We start from the raw sequence: 21,064 nt of genomic DNA, 5'->3' as shown, positions 1-21,064 counted from the left end.
TGGTCCCTCACATCCGGAAGACGCCGAAGCCACCGCGCGCGCCCTCGTAGGGCGCCGTGTGGATCGCGGACAAGGACAGGCCGAGGACGGTGCGGGTGTCGCGCGGGTCGATGACCCCGTCGTCGTACAGCCGCCCGGACAGGAACATCGGCAGGGACTCGGACTCGATCTGCTGCTCCACCATGGCGCGCAGCGCCGCGTCGGCCTCCTCGTCGTACGGCTGCCCCTTCGCGGTGGCCGACTGCCGCGCGACGATCGAGAGGACGCCCGCGAGCTGCTGGGGGCCCATGACGGCCGACTTGGCGCTGGGCCAGGCGAAGAGGAAGCGCGGGTCGTAGGCGCGCCCGCACATGCCGTAGTGGCCGGCTCCGTAGGAGGCGCCCATCAGGACGGACAGGTGCGGGACCCGCGAATTGCTCACCGCGTTGATCATCATCGCGCCGTGCTTGATGATGCCGCCCTGCTCGTACTCCTTGCCGACCATGTAGCCGGTGGTGTTGTGCAGGAACAGCAGGGGGATGTCGCGCTGGTTGGCCAACTGGATGAACTGGGCCGCCTTCTGGGACTCCGCGCTGAAGAGCACTCCCTGGGCGTTGGCGAGGACGCCGACGGGGTAGCCGTGGAGCGCCGCCCAGCCGGTCGTGAGGCTGGTCCCGTAGAGGGGCTTGAACTCGTCGAAGTCGGAGGCGTCGACGATGCGGGCGATGACCTCCCGTGGGTCGAAGGGGTGCTTCAGGTCGCCGGGGACGATGCCCAGGAGCTCGTCCTCGTCGTACTTCGGAGGGGCGGCCGGGCCCGGATCGCCGTATGCCTTGCAGTGGTTGAGGCGGGCGACCACGCGCCGGGCCTGGCGGAGCGCGTCCTGCTCGTCGACGGCGAAGTAGTCCGCGAGACCCGACACGCGCGCGTGCATCTCGGCGCCGCCCAGGGACTCGTCGTCGCTCTCCTCGCCGGTGGCCATCTTCACCAGCGGCGGCCCGCCCAGGAAGACCTTGGCCCGCTCCTTGACCATGATCACGTGGTCGGACATGCCGGGGATGTACGCGCCTCCGGCGGTGGAGTTCCCGAAGACTACGGCGAGGGTCGGGATCCCGGCGGCGGACAGCCGGGTCAGGTCCCGGAAGATGGCACCTCCGGGGATGAAGATCTCCTTCTGGGACGGTAGATCCGCGCCGCCCGACTCGACGAGGCTGATGCAGGGCAGCCGGTTGGCGAGCGCGATGTCATTGGCCCGCAGGGCCTTCTTCAGGCTCCAGGGGTTGCTGGCGCCACCGCGCACGGTCGGGTCGTTCGCCGTGATCAGGCACTCCACGCCCTCGACGACCCCGATCCCGGTGACGAGCGAGGCGCCGATCGCATAGTCGCTCCCCCAGGCCGCGAGCGGCGACAGCTCCAGGAAGGGCGTGTCCGGGTCGAGCAGCAGCTCGATGCGCTCCCGGGCGAGCAGCTTGCCGCGCTTCCGGTGCCGGGCGACGTACTTCTCGCCGCCGCCCGCGAGCGCCTTGGCGTGCTCGGCGTGCAGTTCGGCGAGCTTGGCGAGCATGGCCTCGCGGTTCGCCTTGTAGTCCGGGCCGTTGATGTCGAGCGCGGAGGAAAGGACCGTCATAGCAGGGCCTCCGGAATGTCCAGGTGGCGGGAGCGGAGCCATTCGCCGAGGGCCTTGGCCTGGGGGTCGAAGCGGTGCTGGGCGGCGACGCCCTCGCCGAGGATGCCTTCGACGACGAAGTTGAGGGCGCGGAGGTTGGGCAGTGTGTGACGGACAACTTTCAGATGACGGCTTTCAGTTATCAGATTCTGAAATCTGTCAGCTGTCAGTTGATGAACCAACCACCGCCAGGCGTCATCCGTCCGCACCCACACCCCGACGTTGGCATTCCCACCCTTGTCCCCACTGCGGGCGCCGGCGACAAGCCCGAGGGGGGCACGACGGGTCGGTCCCTCCGGCGACAGAGGTTCGGGAAGCGGCGGCTGCGGAACGTCCTCGAGTACGAGGGTGTCGTCGGCCTGCGCCACAGGAACCCGTCGCCCGTCGTGGAGAACCGCCACATGAGGGACGGCACCATGGGGGACGTACACATCCTCGAAGACCCCATAAGGCGCGCCCGTCCCAGGTGGTGCCATCACATGGAATCCGGGATAGCTGGCCAGCGCGAGCTCGATGGCGGCGCCGCTGAACGCCCGCCCCACCGCCTCCTGGTTCGCGTCCCGCACGACCAGCCGGAGCAGGGCGCTCGCGGTCTCCTCGGTGAGGGCGTCGGGGTGATCGGTGCGGGCCAGGTCCCACCGCATGTCCGCGGGGCGGGACTTGGCGGTGTCGAGGGCGGCCTCCATCTGGTCGCGCACGAGGGCGGCCTTGCGCTCGATGTCGAGCCCGGTCAGGACGAACACGACCTCGTTGCGGAAACCGCCGAGCCGGTTGCGCCCCACCTTCAGGGCGGGGGGCGGGGCCTCGCCGCGCACCCCCTCGATCCGGACGCGGTCCGGGCCCTCCTGGGTGAGCCGGGCGGTGTCGAGCCGGGCGGTGACGTCGGGTCCCGCGTACCGGGCACCCTGCGTCTCGTAGAGGAGCTGCGCGGTGACCGTGCCGATGTCGACGAGGCCGCCGGTGCCGTCGTGTTTGGTGATGACGCTCGTGCCGTCCTCGTGGAGTTCGGCGAGCGGGAAGCCGGGGTGGCGAAGGCGTGCGGGGTCGTGGTCGGCGAAGAAGGCGTAGTTGCCGCCGGTGGCCTGGGTGCCGCACTCCAGGACGTGCCCGGCGACGACGGCGCCCGCGAGCCGGTCGTACGCACGCGGCCCCCAGCCGAAGTGGGCCATGGCAGGCCCCGTGACGAGCGCCGCGTCCGTCACCCGCCCCGTCACCACGACGTCCGCGCCCTCGCGCAGGCAGACGGCGATTCCGGCACCGCCGAGGTAGGCGTGCGCGGCGAGGCTGTGCGGGTACCTCTCGGTGAGGTCGTCGCCCTCGACATGGGCGACGCGCACCGGGATGCCGAGCCGGCCGGCCAACTCCCGTACGGCGTCGGCGAGTCCGGCCGGGTTGAGGCCGCCCGCGTTCGCGACGACACGGACACCGCGCTCGTGCGCGAGGCCGAGGCATTCCTCCAGCTGGCGCAGGAAGGTGCGCGCATAGCCGCCCGCGGGGTTCTTCAGCCGGTCGCGGCCCAGGATCAGCATCGTCAGCTCGGCGAGATAGTCGCCGGTGAGGACGTCCAGCGGGCCGCCGGTGAGCATCTCGCGCAGGGCGTCGAAGCGGTCGCCGTAGAAGCCGGAGGCGTTGCCGATGCGCAGCGTCACTCGGCCGCCCCCTTGGGCGGGCGGCCTGCGCCGGGCGGGCCGGCGAAGGCCTGGGCGATGTCCAGCCAGCGGTCGGCATCGGGCCCCTCGGCCCGTACGGCGAGGTCGGCGCGGTGGGCCCGCTGGGTGACCAGGAGGCAGAAGTCGAGGGCGGGGCCGGTGACGCGCTGCGGGGCACCTTCCGGACCGTAGGCCCACAACTCCCCGGAGGGGGCGAGGATTTCCACGCGGAACTCCTCGGCGGGCGCGGTCAGCCCGTGCACCGCGAACGCGAAGTCCCTGGCCCGCACCCCGATGCGGACCACATGCCGGAGCCGGTCCGTGGGTGCGCGGACCACGCCGAGGGTGTCCGCCACGTCCTGCCCGTGGGCCCAGGTCTCCATAAGACGGCCGGTGGCCATGGAGGCGACCGACATGGGTGGGCCGTACCAGGGGAAGCGCGCCCCTGTGGGTGCCGCACGCAGGACGTCCTCGAGAGCCTTACGCCCCGCCCGCCACTCAGCGAGCAGCTCGTCCGGAGGCTTGGCCGCGCCCTCCTCCGCCCCTTCGTCGACGAACCCGTCCGGCGAGGCGATCGCCTTCTCCACCTCGCGGGTGAAGGCCTCCGGGTCCGTCACGGCAAGCAGCGCGCAGCGGTCGGTCCAGGCGAGGTGGGCGATCTGGTGGGCGACGGTCCAGCCGGCCGCGGGCGTATCGAGCCGCCACTCGTCGTCGCCCAACTCGCGCACCAGCCGGTCGAGGTCCTCGCTCTCCTCACGCAGGTCGTCGATCACGGACGTCGGATCGGACACAGGGCGCTCCCCTCGGGCACGGCGGTGTGCGGCGTGGTGCGCTTCGGAGCATGACAGCGGTCAGAAAAACAAGCAAGCATGCTTGCATGATGTGAACCGACGGACCGCCCAGGCGAGTTCACCCGGGTGAGGCCAGAGCAGCACAACGATCTCGGCCGTGATCATCAGGCTTGCGCGCGGTACCAGCGAGGCGGAGATCCGGCTCAGAGAAGGGGGTCGGGCGCCTCGCAGTAGATGGGCCGGGCGGCTCAGGGCGTGGCTCCGACTCTGGTGGCGGGCACCTCGTCGCGGCGCGGCGATGGTCAGGAAACGGTCTCCAGCCCCTTCGCCTTCCCCCGGCCCACCTGTGTCCGCACCGCTCCCATGCTCGCCGCGATGACCAGGGCGATCGCGGCGGCCTCGGTGGCGTTCAGGGCCTGGTGGAGGACGAGGAAGCCTGCCGTCGCGGCGATGGCCGGCTCCAGGCTCATCAGGATGGCGAAGGTGGAGGCGGGCAGGCGGCGCAGGGCGAGGAGTTCGAGGGTGTAGGGGAGCACGGAAGAGAGAACGGCCACGGCGGCGCCCAAGGCGAACGTGGTCGGGTTCAGGAGCTTCGGGCCGGACTCGACGATGCCCAGCGGGAGGAACACCACCGCCGCGACCACCATCGCGAGGGCGAGGCCGTCGGCCTGCGGAAAGCGTCGGCCCGTACGCGCGCTGAAGACGATATACGCCGCCCACATGGCGCCGGCGGACAGGGCGAAGGCGACACCTACGGGGTCGAGGCTGCTGAAGCCTCCACCGCCGAGGAGGAAGACGCCGGCGAGGGCGAGGCCGGCCCAGATGAGGTTCACGACGCGGCGGGAGGCGAGTACGGAGAGGGCGAGCGGGCCGAGGACTTCGAGTGTGACGGCGGGGCCCAGCGGGATTCGGGCGACCGCCTGGTAGAAGAGTCCGTTCATCGCGCCCATCGTGATGCCGAAGACGACGACGGTGCCCCAGTCGGCGCGCGAGTGCCCGCGCAGCTTCGGGCGGCAGACCGCGATCAGCACGATCGCGGCCACGACCAGCCGCAGCGTCACGATGCCGAGGGCACCCGCCCTCGGCATCAGGCTCACCGCGAGCGCCCCGCCGAACTGGACCGAGATCCCTCCCGCGAGCACCAGGCCCACCGGGCCGAGGGCGCCCCACCCCCGGGATCCCTGAGAACGGCTCGCCGGCGTCGTCGCCGGGCCGTCGGCCGGCACCACGGCGGGTGCGGCCGCGGCGACGGCCGACGCGGGCAGGTCAGCGCTGGAGTGGTTCACGGAGGGCCGTCCAGGGAGGTGGGGTCGAGACGCGTTCGTCGGGCTGCGGGATTGAGCTCATCCAGTTCATCAAGATGCACCGCGAAGTCCAGAGTAATGGACCGCGTCAGGGATGTGAACCTCTTTCGCAGCTTACGGTTCCCCCGGAAGGGCTGCGAGTGCGGACGGGCTCAGCGGCGCGACATGTACAGGCCCAGCACCTTGTGCAGCAGCCGGTTGAGGGGGAAGTCCCACTCGCCGAGGTACTCGACGGCCTCACCGCCCGCCCCCGCCTTGAAGCGGAGGAGACCGAGGAGGTGGTTGGACTCCTCCAGGGTGTCGGTGATGCCGCGGAAGTCGTACACGGCGGCGCCGAGTGCGTGGGCGTCGGTCATCATGCGCCACTGGATGGCGTTGTTGGGCTGGACCTCGCGCTTGCGGCTGGTGGAGGCCCCGTAGGAGTACCAGACGTGGGTGCCGACGGTCAGCATCGTGGCCGCGGACAGCGCCTCGCCGTCGTGGTGGGCGAGGTACAGACGCATACGCTCCGGATCCTCGGCCGTCAGCGCGTTCCACATGCGCTGGAAGTAGGGCGGCGGGCGCGGGATGAAGCGGTCGCGCCGGGCCGTCTCGGCGTAGAGCGCGTAGAACGCGGGCAGGTCGTCGTAACCGCCCCGCACCACCTTCACGCCCGCCTTCTCGGCCTTCTTGATGTTGCGCCGCCACTGCTGGTTGAGGCCTTGGTGGATGTCGTCCAATGACCTTCCCGCGAACGGGACCTGGAAGACGTAGCGCGGCTGCCCCGCCGCGAAACCGTCCTCGCCGCCCGGCTCCGCCCGCTGCCATCCCATGCCGCGCAGCCGTTCGGCGACCTCGACGGCACCCGGCTCGTACGTCGTCGCCTCCACGTCCCCCAGCCGCCGCGCCGCCGGATCGGCGATCGCGGCCTTGACCGCGTCCGCGCTCCATCGGCGTACGACCACGGGTGGACCCATCTTCACCGAGAACGCGCCGCGCGCCTTGAGGTACGCGAGCATCGGTTCGAGCCAGCGCTCGGCCAGGTCCGGGGCGTGCCAGTCGATGACCGGCCCTTCGGGCAGATACGCGAGATACCGCTTCGCCTTGGGCAGCGGGCGCAGCAGCACGAGCCCCGACCCGACCAGCCGCCCCGCCCCGTCGAACCATCCCAGGCTCTCCGCCTGCCAGTCCGGCTTCACGTCGCCCCATGACGGCACCTGCATATGACTCGCCGACGGGCGCGTCCTGACGAACGCCAGGTGTTCGGCGCGGGCAATGGCCTGGAGGCGGAGGGGCATGTGCAGGGCTCCTTCACATGGGCTGATCCCGTCAGCGTACGAGACCGCCTCCTGACCGAGGCCAAGTCAGCACGGTCAGCTCAAAAGCGTCGCAGTCCTTGGAAAATACGTTGTTGCGGGACAACGGCTGTGAGCCGTCCTTCGCGAAAGGCTTCTGCGAGCCGTGATGGGGTTTCGTCCGATCCGACCCAAGAGCGCGGTGCCCTACTGCTTCGTTCTCTGGCGGGACGCACCACCGAGACCCTGCACGACCTGCCGCGCTGACAGGTCCGCGAAAGCCGTGAACGGCGCGAGGAGCCCAACGTCGTCACGACGGCAGGTCGTAGAACGCCTCGCATACAACCCTTGCGGTCCATTGAGAGTCAGACGGTCCGTGACAAGCAAAGGGAGAGTGCAGGGCGGCGGCGGCCTGCTGCCGCTGGACCTACTGCCCGAGGACCGGCCGGGCACGTAGCGCCACGTCACCGCTGCGTGAACCGGGTCGGGCGTCGGCGCGGAGCTCCGGAGGACGGGGACTTGCCCGTGCGCTGCGAGCAACCGCCTGACCGGCAAGGACCTTCACACACTCCCGTCACCCGAAGCGCATACGATGCGCGCGATATTCGTTAGATTTCCATAAGAGGATGTGCACGTCATGATGGCCCGTACCCGACCCCGTCCCCCGCGGGGCATATCTGCTGTCGTCGCCCTGCTCGCCGTCGGCGCGGTGGGTTGCTCGGATCTCGCCGACAGCGCCAAGGAAGGCGCGAAGAAGGTGGCCCGCCAGCGGTCGGTGTACTCGCTCAGCACCGGGGACTGCTACAACCCGAACGGCAAGGCGACGGGCGAGGCGTTCGCCGTCGAGATCGTGCCCTGTGACGAGGCGCACCAGGGTCAGGTCGTCGGCGAGTTCAAACTCGACGAGGGGAAGACCTTCCCCGGCGACGACGCGGTCTCGGCGATCGTCGACGAGCGGTGCCCCGTCGAGGCGGAGAAGTTCTCCCCGGACACCTGGGCGCTCCCCAAGGGAGTCAGCATCTTCTCCTACTCCCCGACCAAGGAGAGCTGGGCAACGGGTGACCGCGCCGTGAGCTGCGCCTACTCCAAGGAATCGGGCAAGTTCACCGGCTCGCTGAAGGCCGACGCGAAGTCCCTGAAGTCCGAGCAGGCCGCGTACCTGAAGGGTTCGAACGCCGTCTACAACGCTCTGTGGGCGAACCAGCCCGACAAGGAGAACGTCGAGGACGACCTGGACGGCTACAAGGCGCAGGCCAAGGCTGTCTCGGCCGCCCTCGATGCGCACCTCGAGGGCCTGAAGGGCATCGAGGGCACGGAGGCCGGCAAGCTCCGCGAGCAGCTGGAGAAGACCGCCGGCCACTGGAAGGAGGCCGCGAACGCCACCGACGCCGACGCGTTCTACATCGCCTACGACCCGGCCTTCACCGGCATCGACCCGAACAAGTCGGTCGCCGCCCGCAAGGAACTGGGCCTGGCCACCACCGTTCCGGCCGACGATGCCGAGGTCTGGGCGGGCTGACACCCTTCCCGCCGCCCGGGGTCGCGTCCGCAAGGACCCGGCCCCGCCGCCTCATTGGTCAGCCACCGCCGTCCCGTCCCCGTCCAGACGGGTGTCCGTCCCCCTCCAGCCCCTCCGCCAGCACCTCCGCCAGGTGCCGCCCCCGTCGCCCCGCCAACTGCTCCAGCTGCGTACGGCAGGAGAAGCCGTCCGCCAGGATCACCGTGTCGTCGGTGGCCGCCCGTACCGTCGGGAGGAGTTGCTCCTCCGCACAGGCCTTCGACACCTCGTAATGCCCCTTCTCGAAGCCGAAGTTGCCCGCGAGGCCGCAGCAGCCGCCCGCGAGGGAACCGGTCAGTCCCGCCGCCGCGCGCAGCCGGCGCTCGGCGGCGTCGCCGAGGACCGCGTGCTGGTGGCAGTGGGTCTGGCCCACGGCCGGGCGGTCGAGCCGGGGCGGGGTCCAGTGCGGGGCGTGGCGTTCCAGGGCCTCCGCGAACGTCACCACCGCGGACGCCAGACGCGCCGCGCGCGGGTCGTCGGGCAGGAGCTCCGGCAGATCCGTGCGGAGGGCTGCCGCGCAGCTCGGTTCCAGGACGACGACCGAGGTGTCCTCCATGTCGAGGTACGGCTGCATCAGGTCCAGCGTCCGGCGCAGCACCGTGCGGGCCCGGTCGAGTTGCCCGGTCGAGACGTACGTCAGTCCGCAGCACACGCGGTGACGGCGCAACGGCAGCATGCCGAACCCCATGCGGCCGGAGATCCCGTCCCCGATCAACCCGCCGCCCCCGCGCGCCCCCAACCCCGTCCCCACCGTCGGCGGCAACAGCACCGTCAGCCCGGCCGCCTCCAGGACCCGTACGGCGGCACGCCCGACGGACGGTGACAGAAACTCGGTGAAGGTGTCCGGCCACACCACGACGGTGTCCCCTCCGAACCCCGGGAACGGCCGTCGCTCCCCCCGCCGCGCGTCCCGTACGAACGCCCGTGCCCGGTCCCGGAACCTCCGTGACCACCACCGGCTGAACGTCTCCCGCGCCACCTTCGGGATCTCCCGCTCGGGCGCGATCCCGCCAAGACGCTTGGCGACGGCGGCCAACGGCCGTACGAAGGCGAGGGAGTTGACCAGCCACGCCGAGCGCGTCCGGGTCACCGCGGACAGCCACACCGGCAGCCATCCCATCGCGTAGTGCGCGGCCGGGCGCCGCCGCCCCTCGTAGTGGTGGTGGAGGAACTCCGCCTTGTACGTGGCCATGTCCACGCCCACCGGGCAGTCGGACTTGCACCCCTTGCAGGACAGGCACAGGTCCAGCGCGTCACGGACCTCCGTCGACCGCCAGCCGTCCGTCACTACCTCACCCGCGAGCATCTCGTGCAGCAGCCGCGCCCGCCCGCGCGTGGAGTGCTCCTCCTCGCCGGTCACCCGGTAGGAGGGGCACATGACACCACCCGACGACACCTCCGTCGTACGGCACTTGGCGACTCCCACACACCTGCGGACCGCCGCCGAGAAATCGCCGCCGTCCGCCGGATAGCCGAACTCCACGTCCACCGGCTTCCGTGGCAGCACCGCGAACCGCAGGTTCTCGTCCAGCCGGTGCGGTCGCACCAGCATCCCGGGGTTGAGCAGATCGTCCGGGTCCCAGATGCCCTTCGCCCGCTCGAAGAGGCCGACCATCTCGGCGCCGTACATCTTGGGCAGCAGCTCCGCGCGCGCCTGCCCGTCCCCGTGCTCCCCGGACAGGGAGCCGCCGTGGGACACGACCACCTCCGCCAGTTCCTCCGAGAAGCGACGGAAACGAGCCACGCCCCGCGGCGACATCAGGTCGAAGTCGATGCGGACGTGGATGCAGCCGTCGCCGAAGTGCCCGTACGGAGTGCCGCGCAGGTCGTGGGCGGCGAGCAGTCTCCTGAAGTCCCGGAGATACGCGCCCAGCCGGGCCGGCGGCACCGCGCAGTCCTCCCAGCCGGGCCACGCCTCGCTGCCGTCCGGCATCCTCGTCGCCGTACCGCTCGCGTCCTCGCGCAGGCGCCACAGGGCGCGCTGCCCGGCCGGGTCGGTGACCACGAGGGCGTCCGTCACGTCCGCCGCGCGCACGATCGCCTCCGCACGCGCGCGTGCCTCCGCCTCCGACGCGCCGCCCGTCTCCACGAACAGCCAGGCACCGCCACGCGGCAGCCCCGCGTCCGCCCGTACGAGGTCGGCGGCCATCCCCTCCACCGTCATCGGCCGGTGCGGCAGCAGCCCCGCGGCCGCCTCCGCCGCCGCGCTCTCATCCGCGTACGCCAGGACGGCCAGCGACCGCGCGCGCGGTGCCTCGACAAGGCGTACGACCGCTTCCGTCAGCACGCCCCACGTGCCCTCGGAGCCGCAGAAGGAGCGGGCGACGTCCGCGCCCTTCTCGGGGAGCAGGGCGTCCAGCGCATACCCGGAGATACGGCGCGGCAGATCCGGGAAACCGGTGCGCAGGCGCGCCAACTCGGCCTCCACCAGGGCACGGAGACCGTCCGGCGCGCCCGCCCAACCCCGCCCCAGCCGGGCATGATTCCCCTGGCCGTCGACCACCGACAGCTCCCGCACGCTGTCCGCCGTCGTGCCCCAGGCCACCGAGTGGGACCCGCACGCGTTGTTGCCGATCATCCCGCCGAGGGTGCAGCGGCTGTGGGTCGAGGGGTCGGGGCCGAAGCGCAGGCCGTGCGGGGCGGCGGCGTCCTGGAGACGGTCGAGTACGACACCGGGCTGGACGACGGCCGTACGGGACTCCGCGTCGAGCGACACGATCCGGTTCATGTGACGCGTGAAGTCCAGGACGATGCCCGTGCCCGTGGCCTGCCCGGCGATCGACGTGCCGCCGCCGCGCGCCACCACCGGCACGCCGCGCGCGCGGCACACGGCGAGGGCGGCCGCCACGTCGTCGGCGTCGCGCGGGGACACGACGCCGAGCGGGACGCGCCGGTAGTTGGACGCGTCCATGGTGGTCAGCGCCCGCGCGGTCGCGTCGAAGGCGACCTCGCCGCACACGGCCTTCTCCAGCGCGGCCCGAAGCCCTACGGGGTCGGTCGCGTCCTGCTCCCCGAAATCCGTCATGCCCCCAGGATGCATCCGGGCACTGACAGTGACCGTCGGCCGCGCGCCCGGCAGCGCACCCGGATCACGGACCGACCGGGAAACCGAGGCGGCACGCGGGGCGGCCATCCTTGCGGAACCTTCCCAATTCAATCACGAACTCCCATATAGTGACGGTCAGTTGAGCATCAGATGTCGCTTCTCGACCAGGACACGATCGAGGACACGTTCTCCCCCCAGAGCACGACCGATGACCCGACCGAGGACCTGATTGATGACCGCGCCCTTAGCTTCCGGCGAACGCCCCCCGCTCCGCGCCGTCGCGCCCGCTCCCCTGATCGCCGCCGTCCCGGCCGCGCTCGCGGTGGTCGGCGCGGTCTCCCTGGCGCCCGACCCGGTGCGCTTACCCCTCGCCTGGGGCGCGGGCACGGCCGCGGTGCTACTGTGCACGGCCGTCGCCGTGGCCTCCCGCGCCGTACAGACGTCGAAGCTGGTACGCCGCCGCCTCGGCGCCATCGCCCAGGACGCCGGACGCCTCCTGCAGGAACGGGCGGGACTGGCCGAGGAGTTCAACCAGGAACGGGCCCGGCTGGCCGACGACTCCGCCCGCGAGCGGGCCCGCCTCGCCAAGGCGGCGGCACGGGAACGCGCGCACCTGACCGAGGCGGCCGCACAGGAACGCCTGCGCCTCACCGAGGAGTTCGCGGCCGAGCGGGAGCACCTCACCGGCGAACTCGCCCGTCTCGCCGAGGAGAACGCCCGGCAGGCCGAGCGCGCCCGGCAGGCCGCCGACGAACGGGCCGCCGCGATCTCGGCGACCGCCGGCGCGGCGGCCCGTATGCAGGCACTGGCCACCGGCACGCTCGCCGACCTGCGTGCCATGGAGGAGAAGCACTCCGACGAGGACGTCCTCGCCGACCTCCTCCACCTCGACCACCGCACCGCGCAGGCCGGCCGCCTGGCCGACTCCGTCGCCGTCCTCACCGGCGCGCGCTCGGGGCGCCGCTGGGCCCGCCCTATCGTCATGGAGTCGATCCTGCGCGGCGCGATGGGCCGCATCGGCGGCTACCAGCGCGTGCGCGTGCACTCCGCCAGCGAGGCCACCGTCGCCGGACACGCCGCGGAGGGTGTCATGCACGCGCTCGCCGAACTCCTCGACAACGCCGCGAACTTCTCGCCGCCGACCGCCGAAGTGCACGTGTACGTCGAGGAAGTCCCGGCCGGTGTCATCGTCTCCGTCGAGGACAGCGGCCTGGTCATGGGCGACGTGCAGCTGCGCCGCGCCGAGCGCGCCGTGTCCGCGGACGCCGAGAACACCGCCGGGCTCGGCGGGCTCACCGGCGGCCGGCTCGGCCTCGCGGTCGTCGGCCGGCTCGCCCGCAAGCACGGCCTGAAGGTCTCCTTCCGGCCCTCCGCGCGCGGCGGCACGGGCGTCCTGATGCTGATCCCCCAGGACCTCCTCACACGGCCGACCACGCCACTGCCGGCGGAGCCCGAGCCCGCCGCCGTCCCGTTCCCCCAGGTCCCGTACACCGCCGCCCCGCTCTCCGAGGTGTCGTACGCCGCCTCCCGCGCCCTCGGCGACCTCGACCCGGACCCGGTGCCCGCCCACGGCTCACCCTGGCACGAGCCGGTCCCGCCGTCGGCGTCGGCCGTGAACCTCCCCAAGCGCCCCCGCGGCCGCGCCCTCCCGCACGCCACGCCGCCGCCCCAGGCCGACCCGGAACCCCGAACCGCCGCCGACGACGACTCCCAGGCGCGTGCGGCGGCCCGCTTCGGCAGCTTCCGGGAGGCGGTACGGGGTGCGGCGGCGGGCGCCGAAGAGCCCGTACGGGAGTCCATCCGGGAGTCCGTACGGGGCGAACTAGCCGTACGGGACACAGCCCCCGCATCCCCCGCCGCTCCCTTGAACTGGAACTCGGACTCGGACTCGGACTCGGACCCGCACTCGGACCCGCAGCCGCACACGCAACCGCACACGCACCCGGAAGGCACCCCCAAGCCATGACCGGCACCAGCACCACCACCACCACCAGCACCACCACCGCCGACGAGAAGCTCTTCCGGCTCATCGAAGGCCTCCTTGAGCGCACCCCGGGCGCACGGCACGCGCTCGTGCTCTCCCGCGACGGACTGAAGTTGTGCCGCACCCCGGAACTCTCGGTCGACCAGGCCGACCAGCTCGCCGCGATCGCCGCCGGAATCCAGTCGCTGTCCCTCGGGGCTTCCGTGGAGTTCGGCGACGGCAGCGGGGGCGTGCGGTCCGCCATGGCGGAGTTCTACGGCGGGATCCTGTTCATCGTGGACGCGGGCGACGGCGCGCACCTCGCCCTCGTCACCGCCGAGGACGCGGACGCCGGTCTGGTCGGGCACAACATGAGCGAGCTCGTGAAGCAACTGGGCGAACACCTGAGCCCGAGGCCCCGTACGTCATGATCCGGCCGGGCAGGGACGACGCGCCCGACCGGCTGTACACCATCACGGGAGGGCGCAGCCGGTCCGGGCCCGACACCCCCTTCGACCTGGTGACGCGGGTGTTCGCGGAGTGCGATCCGATGGCGGGCATGCAGTCGGAGCACGCCGCGATCCTGCGGATGTGCGAGCGGCCGACGACGGTCGCGGAGATCGCCGCCGGGCTGAGGCTGCCGTTGTCCATCACCCGCGTCCTGCTCACCGACCTGCTCGCCGCGGGCCGCGTCAGCGCCCGTCACCCGCGCAAGGCCGCTGGTCCCGACCCCCACATCCTGGAGCAGGTGCTCGTTGCACTCCGCGCCCTTTGACGACCAGGCCAACGGAAGCGCCGGTACGCCCTGGGAGGCGCCGGCACCTCCGACGCCCGTACGATCCCCGGAGTTGGCGCTGTGAGCCCCGCACCCGTGCCCGCGCACGTCCCCGCACCCGTGTCGGCACACCTGCCCGCCCCCGTGCCCCTCAGCGGGCCCCGGTTCCAGACCGAACCCGCCGAGCTCTACCGGGAGATGCGGCGCGATCACGGTGCCGTGGTCCCGGTCGTGCTCGACGGCGACGTACCGGCGTGGCTGGTGCTCGGCTACCGCGAACTGCACCAAGTCACCGGCGATCCCGTGCTGTTCAGCCGGGACTCCGACCTGTGGAACCAGTGGGACCGCATCCCCGACGACTGGCCGCTGCTGCCGGTGATCGGCCGCAAGCAGACCTCCGTCTTCTTCACGGTCGGCGAACGCCACCGCGAGCGGGCCGCGGTGATCAGCGACGCGCTCGAAGCCGTCGATTCCTTCGAGCTGCGCGCCCAGGCCGAGACGTTCGCCGACGAACTGATCGACGCGATCTGTACCACGGGCGAGGCCGACCTCATCGGGGACTACGCGGCGCTCCTGCCCGTACGCGTCCTCGCGACGCTCTACGGCTTCGCGGAGGAACAGGGGCCGGGCCTCGTCGCCGCCCTCAACGACATGGCCGACGGACGGGAGCGGGCCCTTGCGGGCCGGCAGCATCTGGCCACGTCCGTGGCGCGGTTGGTGGCCGACCGGGTGGCGGAGCCCGCGGACGACGTCGTGTCGCGCATGCTCGCGATGGGGCGTCCCGGACCGCCGGGTCCGCCGGGTCCGTCGGGAGACGGCCCCGGTTTCACGGACGAGGAGATCGTCCAGGACCTGATGGTCATGCTGGCGGCCGGCCACCAGCCGACCGCCGACTGGATCGGCAACTCGATGCGCCTGATGCTGACGGACGACCGTTTCGCCGCGTCTCTCCTGGGCGGACGGCACAGTGTCGCCGAGGCCATGAACGAGGTCCTCTGGGAGGACACCCCCACGCAGAACGTGGCCGGTCGCTGGGCCTCCCGGGACACCCAGCTCGCCGGTCGCCGCATCCGCGCGGGCGACCTCCTCGTGCTCGGTCTCCAGGGCGCCAACTCCGACCCTCAGGTCCGGACCGACGGCTCCGCCCTCACGGGTGGCAACAGCGCGCACTTCTCCTTCGGGCATGGGGAGCATCGCTGTCCGTTCCCGGCGCAGGAGGTCGCGGAGGTGATCGCGCGGACGGGGATCGAGGTCGTGCTGGACCGGTTGCCGGACATCGACCTTGCCGTACCGGCGGAATCCCTGGCCCACCGGCCCTCCCCGTGGCTGCGGGGGCTGGCCTCGCTGCCTGTGCGGTTCACGCCGGTTCCCGCGCGGTAAGCCCCCGGCCGACCCAAGCGGTTTTTCGCCCCCTCCGCCCCTACCCGTCCCGTCCTTGGGGGCTCCGCCCCCAAACCCCCGTATCGCGCTTCGCGCTCGTCCTCAAACGCCGGACGGGCTAAGCCTGTCTCATCCGACGGACGGCGTTTCGCCCAGGTTTGCTGGAGCGGCTACGCTCCTGACCGTGGCTGATATCCAGATCCCCGCTGACATCAAGCCCGCCGACGGACGATTCGGCGCTGGCCCCTCCAAGGTGCGGACGGAGGCGCTGGACGCGCTGGCCGCGACCGGTAACTCCCTCATGGGCACCTCCCACCGCCAGGCCCCGGTCAAGAACCTGGTCGGCAAAGTGCGTGAGGGCATCCGCGAGCTGTTCCAGCTCCCCGACGGCTACGAGGTCATCCTCGGCAACGGCGGCTCCACCGCGTTCTGGGACATCGCGACCCACGGCCTGATCGAGAACAAGTCGCAGCACCTCACCTTCGGTGAGTTCAGCTCCAAGTTCGCGAAGGCCGCCAAGCTCGCGCCCTGGCTCGCCGAACCCACCGTCGTCTCCTCCGAGCCGGGCACCCACCCCGAGCCCGTCGCCGAGGCAGGCGTCGACGTCTACGCCTTCACCCACAACGAGACCTCCACCGGCGTCGCCATGCCCATCAAGCGCGTGGAAGGTGCCGACGAGGGCGCCCTCGTCCTCGTCGACGCCACCTCCGGCGCCGGCGGCCTCCCGGTCGACATCGCCGAAACCGACGTCTACTACTTCGCCCCGCAGAAGTCCTTCGCCTCCGACGGCGGCCTGTGGATCGGCGTCTTCTCCCCCGCCGCGATCGAGCGCGCCGAGCGCGTCCACGCCTCCGGCCGCCACGTGCCGGAGTTCTTCAGCCTCCCCACGGCCATCGACAACTCCCGCAAGAACCAGACCTACAACACCCCGGCCCTCGCCACCCTCTTCCTCCTCAACGAGCAGCTGGAATGGATCAACGGCCAGGGCGGACTGGACTGGTCGGTCCGGCGTACGGCGACCTCCGCGCGCACCCTGTACGGCTGGGCCGAGGAGAGCAAGTACGCCAACCCGTTCGTCGCCGACCCCGCCAAGCGCTCGGCGGTCATCGGCACGATCGACTTCGCCGACGAGATCGACGCCGCCGCCATCGCCAAGACCCTGCGCGCCAACGGCATCGTGGACACCGAGCCCTACCGCAAGCTCGGCCGCAACCAGCTCCGCGTCGCCATGTTCCCGGCGATCGACCCGGCGGACGTCGAGGCGCTGACGAAGTGCGTCGACTACGTGATCGAGAAGCTCTGACCTTCCGCGTACGTCGATGAGGGGCGCCCGGTGAACACCGGGCGCCCCTTTCTCGTCTCAAGCCGCCGTACAGCTCACGCTCGGCGCGGCAGGGGTGACAAGCCCCGCCGCCGGTGCCTCTATGGATACATGACCACTCCGACTCCGAGCCCCGAGCTCGCGCCGCTCGCCAAGCAGTACGCCGTCCTGCTGACGAGCCACAAGAAAGACGGCACCGGCGTCGGCACGCCGGTGAACATCGCCGTAGAGGGTGACCACGCGTACTTCCGCACCCCGGGCACCGCCTGGAAGGTCAAGCGCATGCGCAACAACCCGGAGGTGGAGATCGCCCCCTCCACCTTCCGCGGCGCGCCCATCGGGCCCGAGATCCACGCCCGGGCGCGGCTGCTCGACCAGGGCAGCGAGGAGGACAAGCACGCGGCGAAGCTGCTGCGGCGCAAGTACCCGTTGGTACAAGGCGTCTTCGTACCGCTCGCCCACAAGGTGATGGGAGCGCCGACACTGCATTACGAGGTACGGCCGCTGGAGGGGTAGTTCAGCCCCCTGCGCGGCGGCGGTTCAGCCCCTGCGCCGCAGTCGGCGGATCCCGAACACCGCGCACAGGACGACGGCGGCGACCACGCCGACCTTGACGTTCCCCGTCATGCCGTCGCCCCTGTCCGCGCCCTCGTCCGTGGAAGCCGAACTGCCGTCCTTGGACGGGGACTTGCCGTCGCCGGCTCCGGGGACGCTCTCCGGCTCCACACCGCTGCCCGCGCCCTCACTGCCGTACATGAGCTTCGACCCGTCGGCGGAGTACGTGAGCGACTCCCCCTGCCCTTGGAGGGGTACGTTCAGCCGCCCCTGCCGTTTGATCCTGCCACCGTTCCAGTCGTACGCGATCCCCCCGAAGTACCCGCGTACGGCGAGCTGTTCGCCGTCGGGCGAGAAGGCGCCGTCGGTGGCCCAGAGGTCGATGGCGGCGACGGACCGGAAGACGTTCGTACCGGAGGGCGAGAGCTGGGCGGGGCCCTCGTAGAGGTGGCCTCCGTCCTCTTTCTTGTCGGCGATGTAGACGCGGCCGGTCTTCGGGTGGACCATCATCGCCTCCGCGTCGCGGGGCCCGTCCGCGTACTTCACGACGTACTGCGTGGCGCGGATCGTCTGGTCCTTCAGTTCCTTCGGCTCGGGCAGCTGGTAGATCCACACGTACGACCACGTGCCGCCGAGGTTGTCGCCGATGTCACCGACGTAGAGGTCGCCGTCCGGGCCGATGGAGATGGCCTCGACATCGCGCGGGGTGCCGACCCCCGTCATGGTGATGGTGGCGACGGTCTCGCCGGTCCCGCTGTCGACGGCGTAGAGGTACGCGCCGTCATCGCTGTCGTTGTGGGTCCAGTAAATGCCGGGGTGTGCGTGCGAGGCGGCGAGTCCGCTGGACTCGGTGATCCTCGGGTCCCTGATCGTGAACCTGGCGTCCCCGTCGGCGGCTTCGGCCGGCGCCGCGAGGGCGACGACGGCGGCTGCGGCTGCGGCCCCGGCGAGGAACGGAAGCGATCGGCGCATGGCCCAAGCCTGCCATCCCGGCCGCCGGTTCACCCCGCCCGCGCGCCTCACGGCTCTCCCTGCGGCGTGTCCAGCCTCACACCCTGACGGCCCAAGACGCCTCCGCAGATCGTCCATGATGAGCGGATGCTCAGGTTCATGCCCGTCGGCGACTCCATGACGATCGGCAGCGCGGGCGAACACACATGGCGTTATCGAATGTGGCAGCACCTGCGTGCGACGTACGGAGGCCCGTTCAAGATCGTCGGTCCGCGCGAGACGCTCTACGACAAGGCGACGGAGTCCCCCGACTCGTACGAGTACGCGGACCCGGACTTCCCCCGCGCCCACCTGGCCGGCTGGGGCGAGGGCTGGCTCCACATGGCCCCGCTGATCGGCGAGGCGGTGCGCTCGCACCGGGCGGACGTGCTGCTGGTGTCGCTGGGCCTGATCGACCTCGGCTTCTACACCAACGCGCCCCAGACGGCGGCGAACACCCGCACCTTCATCGCGGAGGCCCGCGCCGCGAACCCGCGCGTCCGCATGGTCCTGCTCCCGGTGATCCCGAACGTCCGCGCCGAGTCCGACGCCCCCTTCGCCGCCGAGGTCACCGCCTTCAACGAACTCCTCGCCAAGACCGTCGCCGACCTCGACGAACCCCGCTCCCCACTCCTCCTGGCGTCCCCACCACCGTCGTACGACATCCACGTCGACACCTACGACGGCACACACCCGAACGCGAGCGGCGAACACAAGATCGCGGAAGGCTTCGCGGAGGCGATGTACCAGGCGTGGGACCTGGGCGAGCCGTACCCGGCCGAAACCGCCTGACCGAATCCAGGATGTGACCCTGATCACAGGGGTCAAGTGCATCGCGGCGAGGGGGCCACCGTCTTTCTCTAGGCATAGGGGGATGGCCAGAACGGGGACGGTGCGGATGGAACAGAGTCGGGCCGAGGGGTTCGACGGGTTCGTGGCAGCCCGCTGGTCGGCGTTGTTCCACCTCGCCCGTCTGCTGGTGGGGGGCGACCGGCACCGGGCCGAGGACCTGCTCCAGGAAGCCCTGGTCAAGCTCTGGTTCGTCTGGCCCAAGATCGCGGAGAAGGCCCCGGAGGCGTACGTACGCAAGGTTCTGGCGCGTGCGGCGGCACGCTCGGCGCGGCGGCGCTGGTGGGGCGAGCGCCCGGTCGAGCGGTTGCCCGACCTGGCGGAGGCGGGGGACGTGTCCGCCTCCGTGGTGGAGCGCTCGCGGCTGGAAGCCGCGCTGGCCCAGTTGCCGCCGCGGCAGCGGGCCGCGGTGGTGCTGCGCTACTACCAGGACCTGCCCGAGAGACAGGTCGCGGAGGTGCTGGGGTGCCCGGTGGGCACCGCTCGGTCCCATGCGTCGCGTGGCGTGGCGCGGCTGCGTCGGATCCTGACCGATGTCATCGAGCCGGTGGGGTGAACGGGAGACCATGGATCACTTCGAACGGGAGCTGGCGCGGATGATGCGCGACGCCCAGGAATCCACCCCCTTCGGGCCGGCGCACCAGAACCGTCTCCGGTCCGGGGTACGGGCCCGGCGCCGCGCCCGCGCGGCACAGAAGGCCGTCGGCTCCGTCCTGGCCGTCGCCGGACTCGGCATCGGCTTCTTCCTGCTTCCCCACGACCCCGTCGACGACAGGCCGCAGTCTCCCCTTCCGCGGCCCGCGGTGAACCCGACGTCCCCGAGTACGACTCCGGCACAGACGCACCGGTGACTACCGGAAGAAGCCCTCACGGTTCGGCGGCGGCGCCCACGCCTGGGACGTGCTGGCCAGCTGGGACGGCTGGTGGTACCAGCAGATCGCCGCACACGGGTATGACCCCGCGCTCGTCCCCATTCCCGACGCCGAAGGACTGATCACCCTCGAAGGCAACTCGGCGGCGTTCTTCCCGCTCTACCCGGCGACGATGCGGCTGGTCTCCGCATGCACGGGGCTCGGTCTGTACGGCGCCGGCATGCTGGTCTCGGTCGTCGCCTCCTTCGTCGCCGCCCTCGGCATCCACGCCGTCACCGCCCGCTTCGGCGGCCGGCGCGCCGGGCTGGCCGCGGCCGGGCTGTGGGCCGTCTGGCCCGGCTCCGGCATGGAGTGGTCGGCCTACTCGGAGTCCCTCTACGTCGCCCTCGCCGTCTGGGCGTGCCACGCCGTCATGAACGGCCGCTGGCTCACCGCGGGCATCCTCACCTTCACCGCCGGCCTCAACCGCCCCACCTCCGTCGCCCTCATCGCCGCCCTCACCGTCGCCGCGCTACTGGCGCTGCACCGCCGCCAGAAAGACCTCGCACGCCCGTGGACCGCGATGCTGATCGCGCCGCTCGGACTCGTCGGCTACCTGCTCTGGGTCGGCAACCGGATGGGCGACCTCGGCGGCTACTTCACCCTCCAGGAGGGCGCCTGGGCCCACACCTTCGACTACGGCGAGCACACGCTCGACGTCCTCACCTCCATCGCGGTGGGCCACTTCGACTACCTCTTCGCGTTCCCCTACGAGGACATCATCGGCGCGATGACCATCCTGCTGGGCCTGCTCCTGATCCCCCTCCTGATCCGCCTCCGCCCGCCGGCCGTCCTGACCGTCTACACGCTCCTCACCTTCGCCCTGGTCCTGGGCAGCCAGCAGATATTCGGCAACGTCTCCCGCTACCTGCTCCCCGCCTTCCCCCTCCTCATCCCTCTCGCCGTCCAACTGCGCGGCCTGCGCCTGCCGCTGCTGTGCACACTGCTCGGCATCGCCGCGGTCGCGTCGGGTTCGTACGCGGGGTATGTGCTCTTCGAGCTGGGGATCCCTTAGGAAGGCTGGTGGGCTTCGCGGGGGCGACGTACCAGGCG

Annotated in this window: 17 protein-coding genes and 1 pseudogene; 11 read left to right on the top strand and 7 right to left on the bottom strand. The window is 71.5% G+C overall.

What is annotated here, in order from left to right; translation table 11 throughout:
• Nucleotides 1–7: 7 nt before the first annotated feature.
• The 5 genes from C4B68_RS22570 to C4B68_RS22550 form a co-directional block, all read right to left on the bottom strand.
• A complete protein-coding gene (locus C4B68_RS22570; RefSeq protein ID WP_099504055.1) occupies nucleotides 8–1,606 on the bottom strand; it encodes an acyl-CoA carboxylase subunit beta in 1,599 nt (532 codons plus the stop codon).
• Nucleotides 1,603–3,294: an acyclic terpene utilization AtuA family protein gene (locus C4B68_RS22565; protein ID WP_099504054.1), complete on the bottom strand. Its 1,692-nt coding sequence runs from the start codon at nucleotides 3,292–3,294 to the stop codon at nucleotides 1,603–1,605. The genes C4B68_RS22570 and C4B68_RS22565 overlap by 4 nt, the downstream gene beginning before the upstream one ends.
• The gene (locus C4B68_RS22560) at nucleotides 3,291–4,085 is read right to left on the bottom strand and encodes a TIGR03084 family metal-binding protein (protein ID WP_099504053.1); all 795 of its coding nucleotides are present in this window, start codon (nucleotides 4,083–4,085) and stop codon (nucleotides 3,291–3,293) included. The genes C4B68_RS22565 and C4B68_RS22560 overlap by 4 nt, the downstream gene beginning before the upstream one ends.
• Nucleotides 4,086–4,387: 302 nt before the next feature.
• Nucleotides 4,388–5,350, bottom strand: a complete 963-nt coding sequence (locus C4B68_RS22555) for an EamA family transporter (protein WP_099504221.1) — start codon at nucleotides 5,348–5,350, stop codon at nucleotides 4,388–4,390.
• 191 nt (nucleotides 5,351–5,541) lie between these two features.
• A complete protein-coding gene (locus tag C4B68_RS22550) occupies nucleotides 5,542–6,666 on the bottom strand; it encodes a lipid II:glycine glycyltransferase FemX (protein WP_099504052.1) in 1,125 nt (374 codons plus the stop codon).
• Nucleotides 6,667–7,300: 634 nt separating this feature from the next.
• Here C4B68_RS22550 and C4B68_RS22545 point away from each other — a divergent pair.
• Nucleotides 7,301–8,182 carry a septum formation family protein gene (locus C4B68_RS22545; RefSeq protein ID WP_099504051.1) on the top strand — a complete coding sequence of 294 codons (882 nt, stop codon included), beginning with the start codon at nucleotides 7,301–7,303 and terminating at the stop codon, nucleotides 8,180–8,182.
• 58 nt (nucleotides 8,183–8,240) lie between these two features.
• Here the strand turns inward: C4B68_RS22545 and C4B68_RS22540 are convergent, their stop codons facing one another.
• Nucleotides 8,241–11,246: an FAD-binding and (Fe-S)-binding domain-containing protein gene (locus C4B68_RS22540; RefSeq protein ID WP_099504050.1), complete on the bottom strand. Its 3,006-nt coding sequence runs from the start codon at nucleotides 11,244–11,246 to the stop codon at nucleotides 8,241–8,243.
• A 253-nt stretch (nucleotides 11,247–11,499) separates the two neighbouring features.
• Between C4B68_RS22540 and C4B68_RS22535 the strand changes: the two genes are divergently transcribed.
• The 6 genes from C4B68_RS22535 to C4B68_RS22510 all read left to right on the top strand — a co-directional run bounded on the left by C4B68_RS22535 (nucleotide 11,500) and on the right by C4B68_RS22510 (nucleotide 17,222).
• Entirely contained in the window at nucleotides 11,500–13,233 is a 1,734-nt protein-coding gene (locus C4B68_RS22535; protein WP_099504049.1) for an ATP-binding protein, read from the top strand.
• Nucleotides 13,230–13,661 (top strand): roadblock/LC7 domain-containing protein, encoded by a 432-nt coding sequence (locus C4B68_RS22530; protein WP_099504048.1) that lies wholly within the window; start codon nucleotides 13,230–13,232, stop codon nucleotides 13,659–13,661. Before C4B68_RS22535 ends, C4B68_RS22530 begins: the two co-directional genes overlap by 4 nt.
• The gene (locus C4B68_RS22525) at nucleotides 13,658–14,005 is read left to right on the top strand and encodes a DUF742 domain-containing protein (protein WP_099504047.1); all 348 of its coding nucleotides are present in this window, start codon (nucleotides 13,658–13,660) and stop codon (nucleotides 14,003–14,005) included. Before C4B68_RS22530 ends, C4B68_RS22525 begins: the two co-directional genes overlap by 4 nt.
• A 120-nt stretch (nucleotides 14,006–14,125) precedes the next feature.
• Entirely contained in the window at nucleotides 14,126–15,385 is a 1,260-nt protein-coding gene (locus tag C4B68_RS22520; protein WP_099504219.1) for a cytochrome P450, read from the top strand.
• 184 nt (nucleotides 15,386–15,569) lie between these two features.
• Nucleotides 15,570–16,688: a phosphoserine transaminase gene (serC, locus tag C4B68_RS22515; protein WP_099504046.1), complete on the top strand. Its 1,119-nt coding sequence runs from the start codon at nucleotides 15,570–15,572 to the stop codon at nucleotides 16,686–16,688.
• 129 nt (nucleotides 16,689–16,817) lie between these two features.
• Nucleotides 16,818–17,222 (top strand): PPOX class F420-dependent oxidoreductase, encoded by a 405-nt coding sequence (locus tag C4B68_RS22510; RefSeq protein WP_099504045.1) that lies wholly within the window; start codon nucleotides 16,818–16,820, stop codon nucleotides 17,220–17,222.
• A gap of 24 nt (nucleotides 17,223–17,246) precedes the next feature.
• On the opposite strand, the gene C4B68_RS22505 is transcribed toward C4B68_RS22510, so the two are convergent.
• Nucleotides 17,247–18,233: a hypothetical protein gene (locus C4B68_RS22505; protein ID WP_099504044.1), complete on the bottom strand. Its 987-nt coding sequence runs from the start codon at nucleotides 18,231–18,233 to the stop codon at nucleotides 17,247–17,249.
• Nucleotides 18,234–18,359: 126 nt separating this feature from the next.
• Between C4B68_RS22505 and C4B68_RS22500 the strand changes: the two genes are divergently transcribed.
• The 4 genes and pseudogenes from C4B68_RS22500 to C4B68_RS22485 form a co-directional block, all read left to right on the top strand.
• Complete coding sequence (locus C4B68_RS22500) at nucleotides 18,360–19,043, top strand: SGNH/GDSL hydrolase family protein (protein ID WP_099504043.1); 684 nt, start codon at nucleotides 18,360–18,362, stop codon at nucleotides 19,041–19,043.
• A 106-nt stretch (nucleotides 19,044–19,149) separates the two neighbouring features.
• Nucleotides 19,150–19,656 carry a SigE family RNA polymerase sigma factor gene (locus C4B68_RS22495; protein ID WP_099504042.1) on the top strand — a complete coding sequence of 169 codons (507 nt, stop codon included), beginning with the start codon at nucleotides 19,150–19,152 and terminating at the stop codon, nucleotides 19,654–19,656.
• Nucleotides 19,657–19,666: 10 nt separating this feature from the next.
• Entirely contained in the window at nucleotides 19,667–19,951 is a 285-nt protein-coding gene (locus tag C4B68_RS22490) for a hypothetical protein (RefSeq protein ID WP_099504041.1), read from the top strand.
• Nucleotides 19,947–21,026: pseudogene (locus C4B68_RS22485) on the top strand (hypothetical protein); the annotation flags it as partial. The gene C4B68_RS22490 and the pseudogene C4B68_RS22485, both read left to right, overlap by 5 nt.
• Nucleotides 21,027–21,064: the final 38 nt, after the last annotated feature.

The sequence above is a fragment of the Streptomyces dengpaensis genome, from assembly GCF_002946835.1.
Lineage (GTDB): Bacteria > Actinomycetota > Actinomycetes > Streptomycetales > Streptomycetaceae > Streptomyces > Streptomyces dengpaensis.
Note: the sequence above shows the minus strand (reverse complement) of the source record. Positions and strands in the feature narration are given on the sequence as shown.